The following is a 19460-nucleotide window of genomic DNA, read 5'->3' on the forward strand; positions in this document are numbered from 1 at the left end:
CCCGGCTGCAGTGCGGGTCCGGCCACCACGGTTCCTGGGAACGTGGTGGCCGGTAAGCGTCCACCGCACGAACGGAACAAGTCGTACAACCATGGCTGAAGAGTGCCAATTCACACTCTGCGCCGAAGAGGTGCGAAACGGGACCATCTTCCAGGTCGGGGACGGATCCACCCTTCGCGGACCCTCGCGTCGGTCCGATCGGAAGATGTGCCAGAGTTGCCACGTCCGGGCTTCGAGCACGTACCGTACGGCGAAACAAGCCGGACGCCGGGACACCGGGAAGGGGCAGCTGGGTTGACCACGCACGCACCGCAGGCGGCGCAGTCCGTGACGCTGCCCGCCTCGCTCGACGAGGCCGTGGCGGCGCTCGGCGCCATGCCTGCCGCCGTTCCTGTGGCCGGTGGCACGGACTTGATGTCGGCCGTCAACAAGGGGCTCCTGCGTCCCTCCGGGCTGGTCGGCCTCGGCCGGATCAGTGAGCTCCGCGGCTGGCACTACCAGGACGGTCACGCCCTGCTCGGCGCCGGCCTCACCCACGCCCGTATGGGGCGGCCCGACTTCGCCGCCCTGATCCCCGCCCTGGCCGCGTCCGCGCGCGCCGCGGGCCCGCCCCAGATCCGTAACGCCGGAACACTCGGCGGCAACATCGCCACCGCCGCCCCGACCGGCGACGCCCTGCCGGTGCTCGCCGCCCTGGAGGCCGAGCTCGTCATCGCGGGACCCGGCGGCGCCCGCCGCGAGATCCCCGTCTCGCACCTGCTGGCCGGCCGCGAGATGCTCGAGCCCGCGGAGCTGATCGGCTTCGTCCGTGTACCGCTGCTGCACGCCCCGCAGGTCTTCCTGAAGGCGACCGGCCGCACCGGACCCGGCCGCGCCACCGCCTCCGTCGCGATCGTCCTCGACCCGGCCCGGCGCGGGGTGCGCTGTGCGGTCGGCGCCATAGCGCCGATGCCGCTGCGCCCGCTGGAGGCCGAGCGGTGGATCGCCTCGCTGATCGACTGGGACGGTGAACGGGGCCTGGCCCCCGACGCGCTGGCCGCGTTCGGCGAGTACGTCGCGGCGGCGTGCATCCCGGACCAGGCACCGCCCGCCGACGGGGGCGAGACACCACCGCTGCCCCCCGCCGTACTGCATCTGCGGCGCACGGTCGCCGCGCTCGCCCGACGCGCGCTGGGGAGGGCACTGTCGTGAGCAACAGCGACAACCACGAGGACCACAACGAGCAGCACGGAGGCTGGCAGCCGACCCCGCAGGGCGGCGAGTACGACTCCGAGGCCACCGCCTTCGTCCACCTGCCGCCGGAGGACCTGGCGAACGCGCCACTGGCTGCCCCCGGCCATGGCTACGTACCGCCGATGATCCTGCCGCTGACCCCTGCGGCCGGGCTCGACCCGGCGGCCACGGGCAGCTGGGTGGTCCGGACGCAGGGCCTGCCGGAAGGCGGCGCGGAGCAGCAGGCGCAGGGCACGGTGCACTGGCCGGATCCGAACCAGCAGCACGGGTATTCGCAGCACGAGCAGCACTCCGCGGGGGATCAGTACCCGCAGCACGAGCAGCACTCCGCGGGGGAGCAGTACGCCCAGCACGAGCAGCACGGTGAGCCGCCGGCCGCGACGGGCCAGTGGGACTTCACCGAGGCGACGGCTGCGGAGCCCCTCGGCCACACCGGCCAGTGGACGATCCCGGTCGCCGAGGGCGACCTCCCGGACGAGTCCGGCGAGTTCACGACCTCGGCGCTGGCCTCCCAGTGGTACGGGGACCGGACGCCGCCGGCCACGCTGCCGGGCGGCGCGCCCGCGCCGTGGGCGACGCAGCCGGAGCCGGCCCCCGAGGCCCCCGAAACGGCTGTGGGGACGCCGGCACACGGCGTGGACGTCACGCACGCGCCTGCCCCGGAGTCCACGCGCGTCCACGTGCAGCGCGATGCGGACGGCGAGCTGCCGACGGAGCCGGCCGCCGACCCGACGGCGGACTTCGTGCCGGACCCGACCCCGGACCTGGTCCCCGACCTCACCACGGACCTGGTCCCCGGCGTCGAGACCGACACCGACACCGATACCGACACCCCCGTCGCACTCGCTGCGGAGGAGGTCCCGGCCGACGCACCGCCCCTGGACCCGCCGTTCCTGGACGCACCGCCCGTCGACACCTCGAGCGAGCACCCCGCCACCTCGTACGTCCTGCATGTGAACGGCGCCGACCGCCCGGTCACCGATGCCTGGATCGGCGAGTCGCTGCTCTACGTGCTGCGCGAGCGGCTCGGCCTCGCCGGTGCCAAGGACGGCTGCTCGCAGGGCGAGTGCGGTGCCTGCAACGTCCAGGTCGACGGCCGGCTCGTCGCCTCCTGCCTGGTCCCCGCGGCCACGGCTGCGGGCAGCGAGGTCCGTACGGTCGAGGGCCTGGCCGTCGACGGCGAGCCGTCCGACGTCCAGCGGGCCCTGGCCAACTGCGGCGCCGTCCAGTGCGGCTTCTGCATCCCCGGCATGGCCATGACCGTCCATGACCTGTTGGAGGGCAACCACGCCCCCAGCGAGCTGGAGACCCGCCAGGCGCTCTGCGGCAACCTGTGCCGATGCTCCGGCTACCGCGGCGTGCTCGACGCCGTGAGCGAGGTCATCGCCGGCCGCGAGGCCGGCGCCGAGGCCGCCGCCGTGCCCGGCCCCACGTCCCCGTCCGCGGAAGCGCACGCCGACGAGGCGCGTATCCCGCACCAGGCAGCCCCGGGTGCCGGTAGTGTCCAGCCACATCTGCAGGACGGAGGCATGGCGTGAGCAACGACGCAGCCACCGCGGCGAACGCGACCCGCACAACGCTCACCACCCCCCCGGTCGACAGCCCCGACACCGAGCCGCCCGTGTTCGGCCTCGGCGCCTCGCTGCCGCCCGCCGACGCCCGTGCCAAGACCGAGGGCACCTTCCCGTACGCGGCCGACCTCTGGGCCGAGGGACTGCTGTGGGCGTCGGTGCTGCGTTCCCCGCACCCGCACGCCCGAATCCTGTCCATCGACACCAGCGCCGCGGCCGAGATGCCGGGCGTACGCGCGGTCGTCACGCACGAGGACGTCCCCGGCGACGGTGCGTACGGCCGCCGTGTGGTCGACCGCCCGGTCTTCGCGTCCGAACTGGTCCGCCACCACGGCGAGCCGATCGCCGCGGTCGCCGCCGACCACCCCGACACGGCCCGCCTCGCCGCCGCGGCGGTAGTCGTCGAGTACGAGATCCTCGAACCGGTCACCGACCCGGAGAAGGCCTTCGAGGCCGAGCCCCTGCACCCCGACGGCAACCTGATCCGTCACATCCCGCTGCGCTACGGCGACCCGGACATCGCGGGCGAGGTCGTCGTCGAGGGCCTGTACCGCATCGGCCGACAGGACCCGGCCCCGATCGGTGCCGAGGCCGGACTCGCCGTGCCCCGCCCGGACGGCGGCGTGGAGATCTACACCGCCTCCACCGACCCGCACACCGACCGCGACCTCGCCGCCGCCTGCTTCGGTCTGGAACCGGACCGGGTGAAGATCGTCGTCACCGGTGTCCCCGGCGCGACCGGCGACCGCGAGGACCCGGGCTTCCAGCTGCCGCTCGGCCTGCTCGCCCTGCGCACCGGCTGCCCGGTCAAACTGGCCGCCACCCGTGAGGAGTCCTTCCTCGGCCACGCCCACCGCCACCCGACGCTGCTCCGCTACCGCCACCACGCGGATGCGGAGGGCCGACTGGTGAAGGTGGAGGCGCAGATCCTCCTCGACGCGGGCGCGTACGCCGACGCCTCGTCCGAGTCCCTGGCCGCAGCGGTGGCCTTCGCCTGCGGTCCGTACGTCGTTCCGCACGCCTTCATCGAGGGCTGGGCGGTCCGTACGAACAACCCGCCGTCCGGCCATGTGCGCGGCGAGGGCGCGATGCAGGTCTGCGCCGCGTACGAGGGCCAGATGGACAAACTGGCGGCGAAGCTGGGCATCGAACCGGCCGAACTCCGCCTGCGCAACTCCCTCTCGACCGGCGACATCCTGCCCACCGGCCAGACCGTGACGTGCCCCGCCCCGGTCGCGGAACTCCTGCGAGCGGTACGGGACTTCCCGCTCCCCACACTCCCGAAGGACTCTCCCGAGGACGACTGGCTGCTGCCCGGCGGCCCGGAGGGCGCGGGCGAGCCGGGCGCGGTGCGCCGCGGCGTCGGCTATGCGCTGGGCATGGTCCACATGCTCGGCGCCGAGGGGGCGGACGAGGTCTCCACGGCCACGGTCAAGGTCCACGACGGCGTCGCCACGGTCATCTGCGCGGCGGTAGAAACCGGCCAGGGTTTCTCGACCCTGGCCCGCCAGGTGGTCCAGGAGACCCTGGGCATCGAGGAGGTCCACGTCGCCTCGGTCGACACCGACCAGCCCCCGGCCGGCCCCGCCACGCACGGCCGCCACACCTGGGTCTCCGCCGGAGCCGTCGAACGGGCCGCCAAGATGGTCCGTACCCAGCTCCTCCAGCCGCTGGCCCACAAGTTCGGCATGTCCACGGAGCTGCTCCAGATCGCCGATGGCAAGATCACCTCGTACGACGGAGTGCTGTCCACGACGGTCACGGAAGCGATGGACGGCAAAGAGCTCTGGGCCACCGCCCAGTGCCGCCCCCACCCCACCGAGCCGCTCGACGAGTCCGGCCAGGGCGACGCGTTCGTCGGCCTCGCCTTCTGCGCGGTCCGCGCGGTCGTGGACGTCGACATCGAACTCGGCTCGATCCGCGTGGTGGAGATGGCCGTCGCCCAGGACGTCGGCCGGGTCCTCAACCCGGCCCAGCTGGCGACCCGTATCGAAGCCGGCATCACCCAGGGCATCGGCACGGCACTGACCGAGAACCTCCGCACGGCCCGCGGTCTGATCCGCCACCCCGACCTAACGGGTTACGCACTGCCGACAGCGCTTGACGCGCCGGACATTCGCATCGTCAAACTCGTCGAGGAACGCGACGTGGTGGCTCCCTTCGGGGCCAAGCCCGTCTCGGCGGTCCCGGTGGTGACGTCACCGGCAGCAGTGGCCGCGGCAGTTCGCGCGGCGACCGGCCGCCCGATAAACCGCCTCCCGATCCGACCGCAGGCGGCTGTGGCGGCGGCCAGCGCCTGACCGAATTGCGTTGCACATGCAACACGGAGATGCGCGCTGTCACCGCTGCTGGCTACAGTGATCCCCAAAGCTGAAGACAGCTGCATACGGGGGAGGGTGCTGTGCTGCCGAGTGACGCCGGAGGATCGGCGGAAACACCGGGCGGGCCGTTCGGGTCCGTCGTCGGTTTCGCGCAGAACGCGGTCGGTGAACTGGTCACCGAGCTTTCGTCGTTCACGAAGTTCCGCGACCGGATCGACGAACTCCTGCGCGACCTCAAGGCATCGCCGGCCGGACCGAAGAAGGTGGGCGAAGAGCCCATGGTCCGCACCCAGTTCGGCGGCGGCCACAACGGCTGGGCCGAGGCGGCCGATCTGTTCCTCTCGTACCAGACGGTCATCACCCAGCTCGAATCTCTGTCGAAGCTGCTGTCGGACTCGATAGAGGGCATGGGCATCGCGGTGCTCGCGTCCCACAAGGGCTACGAGAACCTCGACGTGGACATTCGGCGCCGCATGCTCGCGATCAACGACAACGCGCAGGAGCACTACGGGGGTTCGTACGACCCGACAGTGCCGGCCAAGCAGCATGCCGACCAGCCGGCGGCGGCGAAGCCGACGCCCGGCGAGTCCACCGGGACCATCTGACTGATGAAGACGACGATCAGCGGCTTGGCACGGGCATAGACGGGGGCACGAGATGGACCACGGGGAAAGCGGCTCGGGTACGGCGTTCGAGAGCATGTCCCACGAGGAGATGCTGGCATGGCTGGACCAGGCGAACGGCGGGGCGATACAGGGTGCGGCCGACCGACTGGTGAGCGCGGCCACGGAGATCCGCAAGATCGCGGAAGATCTGAAGGTGCGCCCGCAGTGGGTCGAATGGAAGGGCGAGGGCGCCGACGCATTCCGCACATGGAGTGCGGACCTCGCCAACTCCACGTTGCGCCTGGGTGATTACAGCGAGGGCGCGTCGAAGTGGCTGACGCAGGCTTCGAACGCGATCGCATCGGCCCAGGCGGCGATCCCCCGCACCCAGGCGGGTGCACAGGCCAACTTGGACGCGGCGTTGGCGGCGCGCAATGACCCGGATGCATCGGCGGTTGCGCAGAAGTCGGCGGAGACGCTGATCGCAACGCAGGAGGCGAACCGCCAGGAGGCGGCGGCGCAGATGCGGAAGCTGGGGCAGTCGTACTCGTTGTCGGCGTCGCAGATGGACGGACTGGAGAAGCCGGCGTTTCCGCCGCCGCCGGCGACGATTGTTCCGGAGCGGGAAGGTGGCATCGACGACTCGGGGAGCTGGGCGCCTCCCGGTGGCGGTTCCGGGTCGGGAGGGGTTGGCGGCGGCGTCGGGCACGCAGCGACCACGGACACCTCGCCCGCGGAGGTGTCCGATCCGGGAACATCAGGCGCCGTTGACCGTGCGGTGGTTCAGATGCCCGCGCGCTCGGGAGCACCTGTGGGTATGGAGATCGACGGCGTAGCGACTTTGCCGGAGTCGTTGTCTACGCCTATCGGCTCGCCGACGGGACTGCCGCTGACGGGCAAGCCGGACGGTAATTCGCTGCTGGGCCCGAGCGTTATGCCGCCCGTATTCGGGGGAAATTCAACGCTGCCCCCGAATCAGCAGGGCGCCGGACGCTACACGGGTACGGGCGTCCGTCCTCCGTCGTTGTCTGGTCCAAATGGGCTCGGCAGCGGTCCGACAAGTCGTATGCCCCGTGACACTGGCATCAGCGGCGGTAGGCCGGTTACCCAGACCGGTGGGCGTCCGACGGGCGGACTTCCCCGTGGCACGGTGGTCGGCGGCGAAGGTACGCATGGCCGCGGCCCTCTGGGCCGCGGTGCGGGCATCGGTGGCCCGAGCGGGCTTCCCGGTAGTCGTCGGCTGGCCGGAGAATCCGACGGAGTCGTCGGCGGCCGTCCTCAGCAGCCGGGGCGTTCGAGCGGCCGTCCCTTCACGCCCGGCGGCTCTGGTCTGGTTCGGGGCAATGGTGCGAGTGACGGCACGCGTGCGGTCGGACAGGCGGGACGCGGAGCGAACGCTGCTGCGGGCGTCCGTCCAGGCTCCTCCCGTCGCGACGGCGGCGAGCGACCGGATTACCTGGCGGAAGACGAAGAGACCTGGCAGCAGGGTGGCCGACGCGTTGTGCCCCCCGTGATCGATTGATTGAAAGTATTCAGTGAAGGACGCAGATGTTTACCAGCAACATGCAAAAGGGCCGCACCTGGACCGCCGCGTCGGCGGCCGTTGGGATGCTGCTGGTGGCTGCCACGGCCGGGTCGGCCCACGCTGCATCGGTCCGTTCGTACCAATGGCACCTGACTGCCATGAAGGCCGAGGAGATCTGGCGGACCAGCACAGGTACGGGCGTTACCGTCGCGGTCATCGACACGGGGGTAGACGCGTCCAATCCTGACCTTCATGGGCAGGTCCTCAAGGGCAAGGACTTCGCCCCGGGCGAATCGGGTGACGAGCAGACCGACTACGATGGCCACGGCACGGGCATGGCCGGCCTGATCGCCGGCACCGGCGGAGCCCGCGGCGGGGATGGTGCGTTCGGTCTCGCTCCCGGAGTGAAGATTCTGCCTATCCGGATTCCTGACAAGGCCGCCAACCTCGAGGACGACATCAAGCAGTTCAATACCGCCGTTCCGGCTGCGATTCGATACGCAGCGGATCACGACGCCAGGGTCATCAACCTTTCCCAGGCGGCGAGCGAGGGCTCGCAGCAGCTGACGGACGCGGTGAAGTACGCCCTGGACAAGGGCTCATTGGTCTTCGCCGGTACGGGCAATGACGCGAGGACCGGCAACGTCGTCAAGTATCCGGCGGCGACGCCGGGAGCCGTCGGAGTCGGGGCCATCGGCAAGGATCTGAAGAAGACCGGCGAATCCCAGTTCGGTCCTCAGGTGGACCTTTCCGCGCCGGGCGACGAGATGATCCACGCCTGCTCGAGTAAGACGCATCTCTGCACCTCACACGGGACCAGCGACGCGACCGCCATCGCCTCCGCCTCCGCCGCTCTCATCTGGTCCAAGCACCCCGACTGGACCAACAACCAGGTCCTGCGCGTCATGATCAACACGGCCGGCGGCCCGACCAGCGGCGCTGAGCGCACCGACTACATCGGCTACGGCATCGTCCGCCCCCGCATCGCCCTGAAGACCCCCGGCGACCCCGGTCCAGCCGACGAGTACCCGCTCCCCGATCTCGCGGCAGCCGAGAGTGCTCAGCCCTCCGCCGAGCCCTCCAAAGCGACCGGAAGTTCAGAGAGCGACGACAAGCCGGCTGCCGCAGCCCCGGCATCCGACACCGACAGCAACACTGGTGTCTTGATTGGCCTCGGTATCGGTGTCGCCGCTCTCATCGGGGTAGCCGTCACCGCCCTGGCCATCCGCTCCCGCCGCCGCAAGGCCGCCGCAGCCGCACCGCACGCGTATACACACCAACCGCCGTACCCGTACCCGTCTCAGCACCAGCCCGCACCGTCGACCTTCGGGCCCCCTCCCACCGCTCCGCCCGGTTCTAACTCGCCGTACGGAGGCCCCCCGAGGCAAGGCCCTTACGCCTGAATTCGCAAACGGGAGTTTGCGGACAAGGCGGTGTGCGGGTGTAAGAGTTCTGCGGGAATGACTTGAACGTGCTGCTCCACGCTTACGCCCGTCAGATAGCGTTGATCCGCTCGGGCGATTCGCGTTGCCGGCCATGCCCGTAACTTCACGCCAGCAACGAGTCCACCTGTGCGTATGAGCAGAATCTGAAACGGGGACAGAGTGTCGTTCGACGAGGAATGGGCTGAGCTGCGCGCCGAAGCGGCGGCAAAGCAGACAGCGACGATGCACCTCAACAGCTTCCAAGCCGGAGATGGCTCGTCCGGGGCCAAGGAGAAGGTGAAGATCACCGGCGCGGAGCTGCGACGGCGGGCCGGCAAGGCCGACATCGTCCGGGGCGACTTTCGGGACGCCGACAACAAGACGATGACGGAGACCAAGCAAGTAGGACCCAGTCTGAAGGGTTTCGCGTCGCGGTCGGCGTTCGAGGTTTTCGTGAAGCGCTGGAATGCGCAGATGAAGTATGTCGAGGGACTCCTGGAGGGGGACGTGGCAGGAGCCCTGCGCGCGACCGCCGTTGACTTCGCTGCGGAGGACCAGGCGCAGGCTGACCGGCACAAGCACGCGTCCGGCAGGGATCGGGATCTGAAGTGATGGTGCGGGGATCGGGGGAACGGTCATGCTGACGTACGAGAATCTCCTCCAGGTGGATCTCGGTCCGCTCTCGGAGGCGGTTGTGAAGTGGCGCAACCTGCCAGGTCAGTTCAAGACCATCGCGCGGAAGTACGAGAACACCGTCGAGAAGGGGCTGTGGGACTATGACTGGGAAGGTGAAGCAGCCAACGCCGCGCGGACCAAGCTAGGCAAGGTGAAGCGGCAGATCGACGCGGCATCCGAAGAGGCCACGGATATACATCTGCTGCTTGACGACGCGCTTCATGTTTTCAAGTCGTCGCAGAAGAAGCTCAAGGAGCTGCGCGACCAGATCGAACAGGACAAGTACCTGTCGATAAAGTCGAGCGGCGAGGTCTGGTTCGACGCCCCGGCTGATACACCGATAGACGACCTGGCCGCACTCCGGAAGGGCTACCAGGAGTCGATCATCGCCTACCGCGAGAGCATTCGATCGTGCCTGACCGCGGCCGACGAGGCCGACGACACCCTTAGCTGGGTTCTCTCGCAGGACGGCAATGGCCGCGACCGTGGCTTCGACTCGCACGCGTACCGCAGCATCAAGGCTGCCAAGCAGGGGCGAGCGGCAGCCGAGAAGGACCTGGCAACTCTCACAGAGCTTGCGTCAGCTCGGACGGTTCCGGATACCGAGACGCTCACGCGGATCAACAATCTCCTGAAGAAGCACGAGGGCGATCCGTACTTCACCGAGCAGTTTGCGACTCGGCTCGGCCCCAAGAGGACACTGGAGTTCTGGACGAGGATCGCTGACCGCCGGCAGACCGGCGACGAGCGGACCAAGATTTCTGCCGAGATCCAGAAGTCTCTGAGCCGAACCCTGGCGACCGCATCTCACTCCGACAGTCCCGCCATGAAGCGTTGGAAGAAACAGATGGTGGCTCTCGGGGACGACCGTGTCCAGATGGTCGACATGGACGCAGTAACCATCAGCGATGGACCGTACGGCTACCAGGTGATGAGCAGCCTGATGCGGACCGGTGAGTACGACAAGGACTTTCTCACCGACTACGGCCGAAGCCTTATCGATTTCGAGAAGGACCACAAGAGCACCAAACTGAAGGACTTGTGGCAGCCGGACGGTTATGAGACGTACCTCAACTTCGGGCCAGGAACTGACCACGGACTGGACCCCATGGCCGGCTACATGGACGCACTCGGGCACAACCCGGACGCTGCGAAGTCGATGTTCTTCTCCAAGGATTGGGGGACGCACGACAAGATCGACCCCGACCTGCAGTATCTGCTCAAGGACCGGGAGTGGCCGAACGGGAACTGGCTGGTCGAGAACAAGCGGGGCTACGGATATGACGAGTTGGGCCACGCTCTGGAAGCAGCGACTCTCGGCGTGCCGTACGACCAGCCGGAACTGGGGCTGCGCCGGGACGACACGACGGCAAACGTCATGGAGCAGGTCGTGAGGCTGGTCGGCAATGACCAAGGCTTTGTAGCGGACAAGCCGGGGATCGGCAACAGCCTGGCCAAGATGGGCGCCGGGTACATCGATGACTTGAACTGGTCCGTCGCTAACTTCAGCGATGGCGACGGAGGAAGAGCTTCGCGGGACGCGGCGTTCGGTCATACGGGCAAGGGGCACATCTTCTTGAAGCATGACAGTGCCTTGAGTTTCCTCCAATCGGTTGGTCAACACGAGGGCGGCTGCGAAATCCTTTCTCAGGCGCAGGAGCAGTACACGGTCAGCGGACTCAAGGCTCATCCGAGTCCAGATGACGAGCTCAAGATGATCATTGAAAGTGGCGCCAAGACGCATGGAATCCTTGATCAGTCCCGCGTCACGGAGATCAATCATGAGTACGGCGAGAAGACGGACGAAGCCAATCGCAAACTTGCGGAAGCGGCTGAGTGGAAAAAATTTGGGATCAGTCAGGGCATTGGCGTAGGTGTCGGGCTGGCGACACTGCCCTTTGGTGGTCCCGCCGCAGCCACTGGAGCCGCAGCCGTTGCCCAGTTCGCCGTCCCGCTGATCATCGAAGGTGCAGGGGGAGCGATTGAGACGGATCAAGGGATCGGGATCGACCGCGAACTGGCCAAGCAGGAGGCAGATTTCGACCGCGAAGAAGAGGTGGATAAGAGAGGATTTGCTGCTCGGGGGCGCAAACGAGCCGGAGCTCCCCTGGACGCATACATTGCGGTGCACCCGGAGGTGGATGACACCGCTTGGTGGAAGGACGTCAGAGTCGGCGTTGAGCGTGGTTATACCAACGGTGACACCGAGGCCGATCAGACAGATGCGGACTGAGATGAAGAAGTGGTACTCCGTGGGTGCCGCCACGGTGATCCTGTTGGCGTCTGCCACTACTGCATGTACAAGCGGAGAGAAGGATGCTGGAGCAGAAGGGGGCAAGTCTGAGCACTCGAACTCTCTAACCCCTTTGGCCGAGGTCTGCGGCGGAATAGTTAATGGGGCGACCCGATCCGAGATCTCAAGCAAATTGAAGACCGATCGGGTCTATTGGTATGGGGCTGCGAAGGGAACTGCCCAAGGCGAGCCCGCCGAGGTGGCGGAAGTCTTGTCCAGAGGCATGAATCGGCGGTTTTCATACAATTCTACCTGCGGGTTCGGTAGGAGAGCGAGTGACGACGTGGCTGTGAACATCTGGCTTGATTGGTGGCCGGAGACGTTCGAACACGCGAAGGGCAAGATTCAAGGCGCTTCGGCGGCATATGACCTGACCTCAGGGGAACCTCGTCTTGCGCGTCTGTTTGTCGATTGCCAGCGCCCTGATCTGGCTGAGCCCGGCAAGGAGATGGATCTCCTAAGGGTAGTGATCGATGACCGGCTGCAGCTGAGTTCGAAGTCGCGCGTGCGGTTGCTCAATGCGGCGGCGTCACAGGTAATCGAGTTCATGGACTGCAAGAACAAGGTCACTTTGCCGGCGGTGGATGCCGTGGTCCAAGTGGATCCGCGCCTCAAGTGAGGAGGCGGAGTGGACCTGTGGCCGTCGTCGTGCGCGGCTCTTCACTCGCCGTGGCAGCGGTCGGCTTGTGCGCCGCGCTGCTGGCTGTGTCGGCCTGTGGCGGGGGTGACGACGGCGGGGGGCGCGGCTACTCGGTTCCGGACCGGCTGTGCGGTGTCGACGTCGGCGGGGACACGCTGACACCGCTGCTGCCGAACGGAGAGAAGCTCGCGGAGCGGGATTCCGGCTCAGCCCCCGGCAGTCTCCGTTGCGCGCTCACTGTCGACGGGCGGCCCGCGTTGTCTGTCGTCGGGGACGTACTGAACACGGACGCCGATCCCTTCGCCAGCGCCGACTGGTATCTCAGGCTGGGGAAGGACGCCGGGCCGAAGGACGGTGCGCAGTATCGGGGCACCCGCATCATGGATCGCTTTGCGCTCGCCGTGAAGGAGTGCGCATACCAAGGCTCCCCGCGGAAGTACGCCGTCCTTGTGGAACTCGGCGAATTCAAGCCGGTACCCGAGGATGTCGCCGACCGCCGCAAAGCGCTGAAGGAATTCATCAACGGATTCGTGTCGTCCGCGCTGGAGACGCAGGGCTGTTCCTGAACATGCCGAAGCCTGCCGGGCGCGACGTGTGAAACGTGCCTGGCAGGCTTCCCGTGTGACGGCCGTGACCGGAATCGAACCGGGGTAACGTGCTTTGCAGGTTTGTCCGGGCTGGTCAGAGTGTGATCCGGATCGGGTCGCCCGCGTCCATTCCGGTACGAATGGCGGGAGGGGCAGGGACGACTGAACAGCCCTGTACGGCCGCGTGCGGCGATGAACGACACGGAAACCGAAATGGGGCGTGGCCTACTCCGGAAAGCCGAGCACGCTGTCCGATCGGTCGGTGTGAGCGCTTCAGCTAGGGAGTCCGAGCGTTCTTGGCGGGCCGGTCTACGTCTGCGGCTCGGCATGCCTTGCCGAGGGTGATGAACGGATTACCTCAGCCCTCCTTGCCAGCCGCCCCATGCGATCTGCGCAGCTCCGCCGCAAGAGTCCTATTGTGGAAAGACATACCAGGGGCGGCGTCGAGGCGGGAAAGACGTGGCGGAACCGGAGATCGACTACGCGGCGGTGTTCCAGGCCCTTCCCGGAGCGGCGGCACTGCTGACCCCGCAGCTGATCTACGCGGACGCCAACGAGCAGTTCTTGCGCACCTTGGGCCGCACCCGCGAGCAGGTCATCGGCAGCTACCTGCCCGACGACTTCCGTGACAACCCGGACGACCCTGCCGCGGCCGTCGTGCTCAACATTCAGGCGTCACTACTCCGGGTGGCGGAAACCGGTGAGCTCGACATCATGGAGGTGCGGCGCGCCGACCTGGAGAGCCCTGACCGGCCCGGGGTACGGGACGAGCGGTACTGGAGCTGGATCAACACTCCCGTCTTCGGTCCGGACGGGCGGGTGGCCCTGTTGCTGCACCGGGTGGAGGAGGTCACCGAACTCATCCGCGCCCGCGAAGTCGCGCTGAGCTTGCAAGAGGCGATGCTGCCCGCCTCCCGGCCGCTCGGCCGTCACCCAGCAGCCGTACGCTACCGGCCCGCCGTCGACACGCTGCACGTGTGCGGCGATTGGTACGACCTGGTCGACCTGCCCGGCGACCGCATCACCGTCTCCGTCGGCGACGTCGTCGGCCACGGCCTGTCTGCGGCCAAAGTCATGGGACAACTGCGCAGCGCGCTGAGCACGGCCTCCCGCGCCGTCGACGGCCCCGCCGGGGCCCTGGAAGTCCTTGAGCTGTACGCCCGCTCCATCGCCGGCGCCGAGAACACCACAGTGGCCACGACGTTCATCGACTGGGACACCCGCACCGTCACCTACAGCAGCGCCGGTCACCCCCCACCGGCCCTCCTGCAGAGGGACGGCACAATGGAGTTCCTGGACCAGGCCACCGACCCCCCACTCGGGGCCCGCCCTGACAGCGCCCCCCGGCCCCAGGCCACCGCGCCCTTCACCGAGGGCGCAGTCCTCGCGCTGTACACCGACGGACTGATCGAGCGCCGCTGCGAAGACATCGACACCGGCCTCGCGCGGCTCGCCGATTCCCTGGCTCGCCACCTGGAAGCCGACTCCGAAACCCTCGCCGACGCCGTGCTGGCCGACCTGCTCCTGCCCGGCGGAGTCACCGACGACACCGCCCTGGTCATCGAGCGCCTATGACCCCGCCACAACCTCCGCAGCAGTGCGCTCCGTTCAGACCACATCGGCGCCTGAGTACGGAGGGGCCAACTGGAGCGCTAACAGGCTTCCCAATGGAGAAGTCAAGGCCTGGGGGCCTGTCGCCTCAGGCCCCTCACAGCTTGAACAGCACTCCGCGCCATGTCCATCCAGCGTCGAGCACCACGTTCCGGGGGCGATTCTTCATCTCCCTGGTGTCGAAGCGGAACGTCTCGACCTTGTGCCGGCGGCCGTCGGGCCCCCGCTGGTACGTCCACTGCCGGTACACCGCGGTCCCATGCCCACGGGAGTACCGCCCACCGGAGTGCTCGGGCGACGAGGCCTCCCACTGTTCGTCGAGGGTGCGCACCTCGTGATTCGCCGGGACCAAGCGCATCCGGGTCTTGAGGGTCAGGCGCAGCTCCCGGATCCGGCACTCTGCCACCAGGTCGGCACGTTCTTTCGGAGTGCCATTGCGCACGACGAACGGCACGTCCGAGCCGTTGAGCGCGAGAAGCGCAGCCCGGACCTCCATGATGGGAAGCTTTGCTACATCGCTGTCGGGGTACTTGGTGCCGGTCAGTTTGTCCCAAAGCCGGCCCATCGTCAGATCCCCGCCTTGGTGTCCGGGCGCACGGTGCGCACAAGGTCCTGGAACGCCACGCTGCGCGGCGGCAGCGCAGCCTGGCCCCTCGCATGAGCCGGCCAGCGGGTCCGGGGGCTCCGGTCAACTGGGCGTGCGGGATGCCGCGCACAGGAAAAGGCTTCTACGCCGAGGCCCACTCCGTGCAACACCGTCGAACGCTGCGGCATCGTGTGAAGCGCCGGTCGGCCTGGCTGTGCGAACCGACAAACTCGCCATCGCCTACGAGCTGCTGAGCTGCTGCCGGCCACGGGGTTGATGGGTTGACCTGGTCGAGTGCACGCCGGGAACTCTGACTCCCGCTCCGCGCGGAGACCGTGACCGGATTTGAAGCGGCGTAACTCGCTTTGCAGGCGAGCACCTCAACCTCTCGGGCACACGGCCGTGTGTGCGCGTGGCACGATCAAGTCGCCGTGGCGGGCTGCTCGGCGGCACTGCGGGGTGCCGGAATCGTCGCCGTCGCGGTGGACGGGACCGGCGCCGTGGTCGTCTCGGTGAACACCGGCTGCGGACGTGGCGGCGCAGGGGCGAACAGCCAGCCGATGGACGGCCGGGTCAGTGGCCGAACCAGTCGGCGGACCGGCGGAGAGCCGAGCGTCATCGTCAGCAGGACCGCGCAGAGCACCAGGCCGACGATCTCGACGGGGGTATTCACCCGGGAGATCCAGCCCTGCTCCCGGAACGGCATGATGACCAGCGGATGCAGCAGGTAGATGGTGAAGCCGCCCGCACCCAACGCGGAGATCAGCGGCAGCCGCCGTCGGGGCATCAGCCTCAGCAGGCAGAGCACCAGGGCCGCCGCCGAGGCCAGCACCAGCAGCCGGATGACCCAGGCCCATTCCAGGCTCATCGGATCGGCGACGGAGTAAGGGTGGCGCATCGACAGCCAGTTGCCCTTGATGTCCCGGTGCCACAGCCACCCGGCGACGCAGGAGGCCAGAATGCCGGCGACCGCCACGGGCAGGCTCCAGCGGCTGGTGAACCAGGTGCGCAGATAGCCCTGGCCGATCCGCCAGCCGAGGTAGAACAACGGCATATAGACAAGGGTCCGGCTGGCGGAGAAGGCCATCCCGAACTCGTCGATGTACCCCACCGCGAGGGCGACGCCCGTGGTGACGATCAGCGGGTGACGCAGCTGCACCACCAGCGGCAGCAGCAGCCGCCAGAAGAAGAGGGACATCAGGAACCACAGAGTCCACGGCAGTTGGACGACATGCACGGTGAACGCGGCGCCCAGCCAGTGGCTCTCCAGGGAGAAGAACAGGCTGAACACCAGGGCGGGCAGCACGATGCTCTGCAGCAGGGAGCGCAGGGGGCGGTGGCCGAGCGGACCCGCGCTGCTGAACACACCGGCCAGCATGACGAACGCCGGCACTCGGAAGGCCCAGCTGGCGATGTGGAAGGAGTGCAGCACGTCCTCCCGTTCCATGATGCTGCCCACGGTGTGCAGAACCACGATCAGCGTGGCGGAGACGAACCGAGCGTTGTCCCACCATGGATCCCTGGCCCGTTCGGCCCGCGCAGTCCCTTGGGAATGGCCGGCGGCGGTGGCGGATCTCGGGAGTGGCTTGTCCATCGCGGCAATGCTCCTGACAGCGGGCCGGCCGTGACATGGCCTGCCGCACTGGTGATCGAATCGGGTCGGTGGGCACACTGTGCCCGACCGTCGCGAAGGACCCGGTTGCCGCTTCAGGTTCATACGGTGAACCCCGCATGTACATCAGGGGCAAAGGGTGCCGAGAGCGTGATGATGCTTGCGCCGGAGTATCAGGAGGTCGTGTCGGCCCTGACTGATCGGAGCCGTTGCGTCACGTGGAAGAGCTCGCCCGCCGTGGGGCTCACGTCATCAGCTCCTCAGTAGTTGCTGGTCACGCCCCCCGGGCCGGTCGCACGGTCGCGAGGGTGAGTGCTTGCTTCAGATCACCGCAGTCTACCGCGGTAGACTGCGGTCGCGCGGTGTACCGCGGATATCTAGCGTCAACTGCATGAGTGAGGATCTTGACCGAACGCGCCCTGTGTGGCGCCAGGTGGCGGCAGTGATCACTGCTCGTATCGCGGAGGGCGCTTACCCGGTGGGTGGAAAGGTCCCCAGCGTGGTGGAGCTGTCGACGGAGTTCGGGATTGCGGCCTCGACGGCTCAGAAGGCGTTGACCCACCTGAAGGCTGAAGGGCTCATCCGTACCGAGGTCGGGCTCGGCTCGTTCGTTGCCGATGGGCCTTCGTAGCTCCGGTTCCGGCTTCGAGGCCGACCTGGCCGAGGGGCGAACCGTGGGCGGGAAATGAAGGTGGGGAAGCGGCCCGTTCGGGGCCGCTTCCCCACCTTCAGCAGATCCGCGTGACTCCCGGACCGGAGACCGTGACCGGATTCGAACCGGTGTAACTCGAGTTGCAGTCGAGCCCCTGAACCACTCGGGCACACGGTCGTGCGCTTCGTGCGTTTTTGCGTGTCCTGCTGATGCGTCGACCGTAGGCGCGGTGGGGGCGGGTGCTCAAGAGTGCGGGGCGGGGTGCAATGCGACTGCCATACGCCGTTCATGGTCGGCGCCCCTTTCCACGCCCCGGTCCTACGACCAAGGGACCAGTGCGCGACCGACTCGGGACAGGCCTCAAAGCGGATCTTGCCCCTTACTCTTGGGCGCATGACCGCCCTCGAACCGCGTGACGCCGATGTCTCGCCCCATGCTGTGGACGCTCCCGTCGTCGCCGAATCCGAAGGGCTGCTGGGCCGGACCTATCGGGCGCTGAGCATCGGCATCGTCTCCGTCGTGTTCCTGATCGCCTTCGAGGCGACCGCAGTCGGGACCGCGATGCCGGTCGCCGCCCGTGAGCTGCACGGCATTCCGTTGTACGCGTTCGCGTTCTCCGCGTACTTCACGACCAGTCTCTTCGCCATGGTGCTGTCCGGGCAGTGGGCGGACCGGCGCGGTCCGCTGGCGCCGCTGGCCACCGGGATCAGTGCTTTCGGGGCCGGGCTGCTGCTGTCGGGGACGGCGGGCAGCATGTGGATGTTCATCGCCGGGCGGGCCGTGCAGGGGCTCGGTGGCGGGCTGGTGATCGTGGCGTTGTACGTGGTGGTCAGCCGGGCCTATCCGGAGCGGACCCGGCCGGCGATCATGGCCGCTTTCGCGGCGAGCTGGGTCGTCCCGTCCGTCGTCGGGCCGCTCGCCTCCGGCAGCGTTACCGAGCATCTGGGCTGGCGCTGGGTCTTCGTCGGGATTCCGGTGCTGGTGGTCTTCCCGCTGGCCCTCGCGCTGCCCGCGATCCGGCGCATGGCGTCCGGGCCTGCCGATCCGTCGGCGCCCGTCGAACCGTACGACCGACGGCGCATCGGTCTGGCGCTCGGCATTTCGGTAGGGGCCGGTCTGCTGCAGTACGCGGGGCAGGAGCGGAACTGGTTTGCGCTGGTTCCGGCCGCCGCGGGTGTCGCTCTGCTCGTTCCCGCCGTACGGGGGCTGCTGCCCGCGGGCACCGGGCGGGCAGCGCGCGGGCTGCCGTCGGTGGTGCTGCTGCGGGGGATCGCCGCAGGGTCGTTCATCGCCGCCGAGTCCTTCGTGCCGCTGATGCTGGTGACGCAGCGCGGGCTGTCCCCGACGATGGCCGGGCTGTCGCTCGCCGCCGGGGGCGGGACCTGGGCGCTCGGCTCGTACGTACAGGCCCGGCCGCGCCTGGAGCCGTACCGGGAGCGGCTGATGGTGGGCGGCATGGTGCTGGTCGTGGCGGCGATCGCGGGCGCACCGTCGGTGCTGATCGCGTCGGTGCCGGTGTGGATGGTGGCCGTCGCCTGGGCCGTCGGGTGCTTCGGCATGGGCATGGTGATCGCTTCGACGAGCGTGCTGCTGCTGAAGCTGTCGGCACCGGAGGAGGCGGGCGCCAACTCCGCCGCGCTGCAGATCTCCGACGGGCTCTCGAACGTGCTGTTGCTGGCCGCGGGGGGCGCGGCGTTCGCCGCGCTCGGCGGCGGTGCGGTGGGGGCGGCACACGAGGCCGTGGAGGCGGGGGCGTCCGGGGCGCATCCGGGGGCGTTCGCGGTGGTGTTCCTGCCGATGGCGGGGGTGGCGCTGGTGGGGGCGTGGGTGGCGGGGCGGGTGCGGGAAAAGGCGTAGTACCGCGTTGTCCCACGGCATACCGTTCAGCGATGCCGGTCCGAATCTGCGGTCCACCGACGAAGAGCCGGGCCGTCTCGCCATGCCCGGGATCGCTGCGGAACTGCCCGTGTCCGCTGCGTGGAACTCCCTGTGAAGAGGGTCTCAACGGAGCCGAACCATGGTTCGTCCATACGGGGTTCCGGCCGGGGCCCCGGTAGGGTGGCCCGGTTGTCGTATCGCGTGCCGGCCCGTCCCGGCCCGTGCGGACAGCGCCCCACGTACCCGA

General features: G+C 68.5%; 15 protein-coding genes and 2 tRNA genes. 13 read left to right on the plus strand and 4 right to left on the minus strand.

The features are described from left to right. Nucleotides 1–294 precede the first annotated feature (294 nt). The 11 genes from ACIA8E_RS17370 to ACIA8E_RS17420 all read left to right on the plus strand — a co-directional run bounded on the left by ACIA8E_RS17370 (nt 295) and on the right by ACIA8E_RS17420 (nt 14449). The gene (locus ACIA8E_RS17370) at nt 295–1191 is read left to right on the plus strand and encodes an FAD binding domain-containing protein (protein WP_399298824.1); all 897 of its coding nucleotides are present in this window, start codon (nt 295–297) and stop codon (nt 1189–1191) included. Next, a complete protein-coding gene (locus ACIA8E_RS17375; RefSeq protein ID WP_399298826.1) occupies nt 1188–2771 on the plus strand; it encodes a 2Fe-2S iron-sulfur cluster-binding protein in 1584 nt (527 codons plus the stop codon). The genes ACIA8E_RS17370 and ACIA8E_RS17375 overlap by 4 nt, the downstream gene beginning before the upstream one ends. After that, complete coding sequence (locus ACIA8E_RS17380; RefSeq protein ID WP_399298828.1) at nt 2768–5104, plus strand: xanthine dehydrogenase family protein molybdopterin-binding subunit; 2337 nt, start codon at nt 2768–2770, stop codon at nt 5102–5104. The genes ACIA8E_RS17375 and ACIA8E_RS17380 overlap by 4 nt, the downstream gene beginning before the upstream one ends. A gap of 101 nt (nt 5105–5205) precedes the next feature. Beyond that, nucleotides 5206–5730, plus strand: coding sequence for a hypothetical protein (locus ACIA8E_RS17385; RefSeq protein ID WP_399298830.1), 525 nt, complete (start codon nt 5206–5208; stop codon nt 5728–5730). Between the two features lie 52 nt (nt 5731–5782). Next, nucleotides 5783–7252, plus strand: coding sequence for a hypothetical protein (locus tag ACIA8E_RS17390; RefSeq protein ID WP_399298832.1), 1470 nt, complete (start codon nt 5783–5785; stop codon nt 7250–7252). A 26-nt stretch (nt 7253–7278) separates the two neighbouring features. Continuing rightward, complete coding sequence (gene mycP / locus ACIA8E_RS17395; protein WP_399298834.1) at nt 7279–8658, plus strand: type VII secretion-associated serine protease mycosin; 1380 nt, start codon at nt 7279–7281, stop codon at nt 8656–8658. 201 nt (nt 8659–8859) lie between these two features. Continuing rightward, on the plus strand, nt 8860–9291 hold the full coding sequence (locus ACIA8E_RS17400) for a hypothetical protein (RefSeq protein WP_399298836.1): 432 nt from the start codon (nt 8860–8862) through the stop codon (nt 9289–9291). Nucleotides 9292–9316: 25 nt separating this feature from the next. Further along, entirely contained in the window at nt 9317–11587 is a 2271-nt protein-coding gene (locus tag ACIA8E_RS17405; RefSeq protein WP_399298838.1) for a DUF6571 family protein, read from the plus strand. 343 nt (nt 11588–11930) lie between these two features. Further along, complete coding sequence (locus tag ACIA8E_RS17410) at nt 11931–12266, plus strand: hypothetical protein (RefSeq protein WP_399298839.1); 336 nt, start codon at nt 11931–11933, stop codon at nt 12264–12266. A gap of 17 nt (nt 12267–12283) precedes the next feature. Continuing rightward, the gene (locus ACIA8E_RS17415; RefSeq protein WP_399298841.1) at nt 12284–12853 is read left to right on the plus strand and encodes a hypothetical protein; all 570 of its coding nucleotides are present in this window, start codon (nt 12284–12286) and stop codon (nt 12851–12853) included. A 480-nt stretch (nt 12854–13333) separates the two neighbouring features. Next, a complete protein-coding gene (locus ACIA8E_RS17420) occupies nt 13334–14449 on the plus strand; it encodes a PP2C family protein-serine/threonine phosphatase (protein ID WP_399298843.1) in 1116 nt (371 codons plus the stop codon). Nucleotides 14450–14582: 133 nt separating this feature from the next. Here the strand turns inward: ACIA8E_RS17420 and ACIA8E_RS17425 are convergent, their stop codons facing one another. The 3 genes from ACIA8E_RS17425 to ACIA8E_RS17435 form a co-directional block, all read right to left on the minus strand. After that, nucleotides 14583–15050, minus strand: coding sequence for a hypothetical protein (locus ACIA8E_RS17425; protein WP_399298845.1), 468 nt, complete (start codon nt 15048–15050; stop codon nt 14583–14585). A 351-nt stretch (nt 15051–15401) separates the two neighbouring features. Further along, nucleotides 15402–15473: transfer RNA gene (locus ACIA8E_RS17430), tRNA-Cys, on the minus strand. 19 nt (nt 15474–15492) lie between these two features. Further along, the gene (locus tag ACIA8E_RS17435; protein WP_399298847.1) at nt 15493–16665 is read right to left on the minus strand and encodes an acyltransferase family protein; all 1173 of its coding nucleotides are present in this window, start codon (nt 16663–16665) and stop codon (nt 15493–15495) included. A 409-nt stretch (nt 16666–17074) separates the two neighbouring features. Between ACIA8E_RS17435 and ACIA8E_RS17440 the strand changes: the two genes are divergently transcribed. Then, complete coding sequence (locus ACIA8E_RS17440; protein WP_326629937.1) at nt 17075–17314, plus strand: winged helix-turn-helix domain-containing protein; 240 nt, start codon at nt 17075–17077, stop codon at nt 17312–17314. A 126-nt stretch (nt 17315–17440) separates the two neighbouring features. On the opposite strand, the gene ACIA8E_RS17445 is transcribed toward ACIA8E_RS17440, so the two are convergent. Continuing rightward, nucleotides 17441–17512, minus strand: a tRNA-Cys gene (locus tag ACIA8E_RS17445). Nucleotides 17513–17728: 216 nt separating this feature from the next. Between ACIA8E_RS17445 and ACIA8E_RS17450 the strand changes: the two genes are divergently transcribed. Continuing rightward, nucleotides 17729–19192 carry an MFS transporter gene (locus tag ACIA8E_RS17450; RefSeq protein WP_399298849.1) on the plus strand — a complete coding sequence of 488 codons (1464 nt, stop codon included), beginning with the start codon at nt 17729–17731 and terminating at the stop codon, nt 19190–19192. Nucleotides 19193–19460 lie beyond the last annotated feature (268 nt).

The sequence above is a fragment of the Streptomyces sp. NPDC051664 genome, from assembly GCF_044453545.1.
Lineage (GTDB): Bacteria > Actinomycetota > Actinomycetes > Streptomycetales > Streptomycetaceae > Streptomyces.

Excerpts from the sequence above, each read along its gene's own strand:
- mycP (WP_399298834.1), top strand. The coding sequence starts at position 7,279 with ATGTTTACCAGCAACATGCAAAAGGGCCGCACCTGGACCGCCGCGTCG.
- ACIA8E_RS17425 (WP_399298845.1), bottom strand. The coding sequence starts at position 15,050 with ATGGGCCGGCTTTGGGACAAACTGACCGGCACCAAGTACCCCGACAGC.
- ACIA8E_RS17405 (WP_399298838.1), top strand. The coding sequence starts at position 9,317 with ATGCTGACGTACGAGAATCTCCTCCAGGTGGATCTCGGTCCGCTCTCG.
- ACIA8E_RS17450 (WP_399298849.1), top strand. The coding sequence starts at position 17,729 with ATGACCGCCCTCGAACCGCGTGACGCCGATGTCTCGCCCCATGCTGTG.
- ACIA8E_RS17390 (WP_399298832.1), top strand. The coding sequence starts at position 5,783 with ATGGACCACGGGGAAAGCGGCTCGGGTACGGCGTTCGAGAGCATGTCC.
- ACIA8E_RS17435 (WP_399298847.1), bottom strand. The coding sequence starts at position 16,665 with ATGGACAAGCCACTCCCGAGATCCGCCACCGCCGCCGGCCATTCCCAA.
- ACIA8E_RS17440 (WP_326629937.1), top strand. The coding sequence starts at position 17,075 with ATGAGTGAGGATCTTGACCGAACGCGCCCTGTGTGGCGCCAGGTGGCG.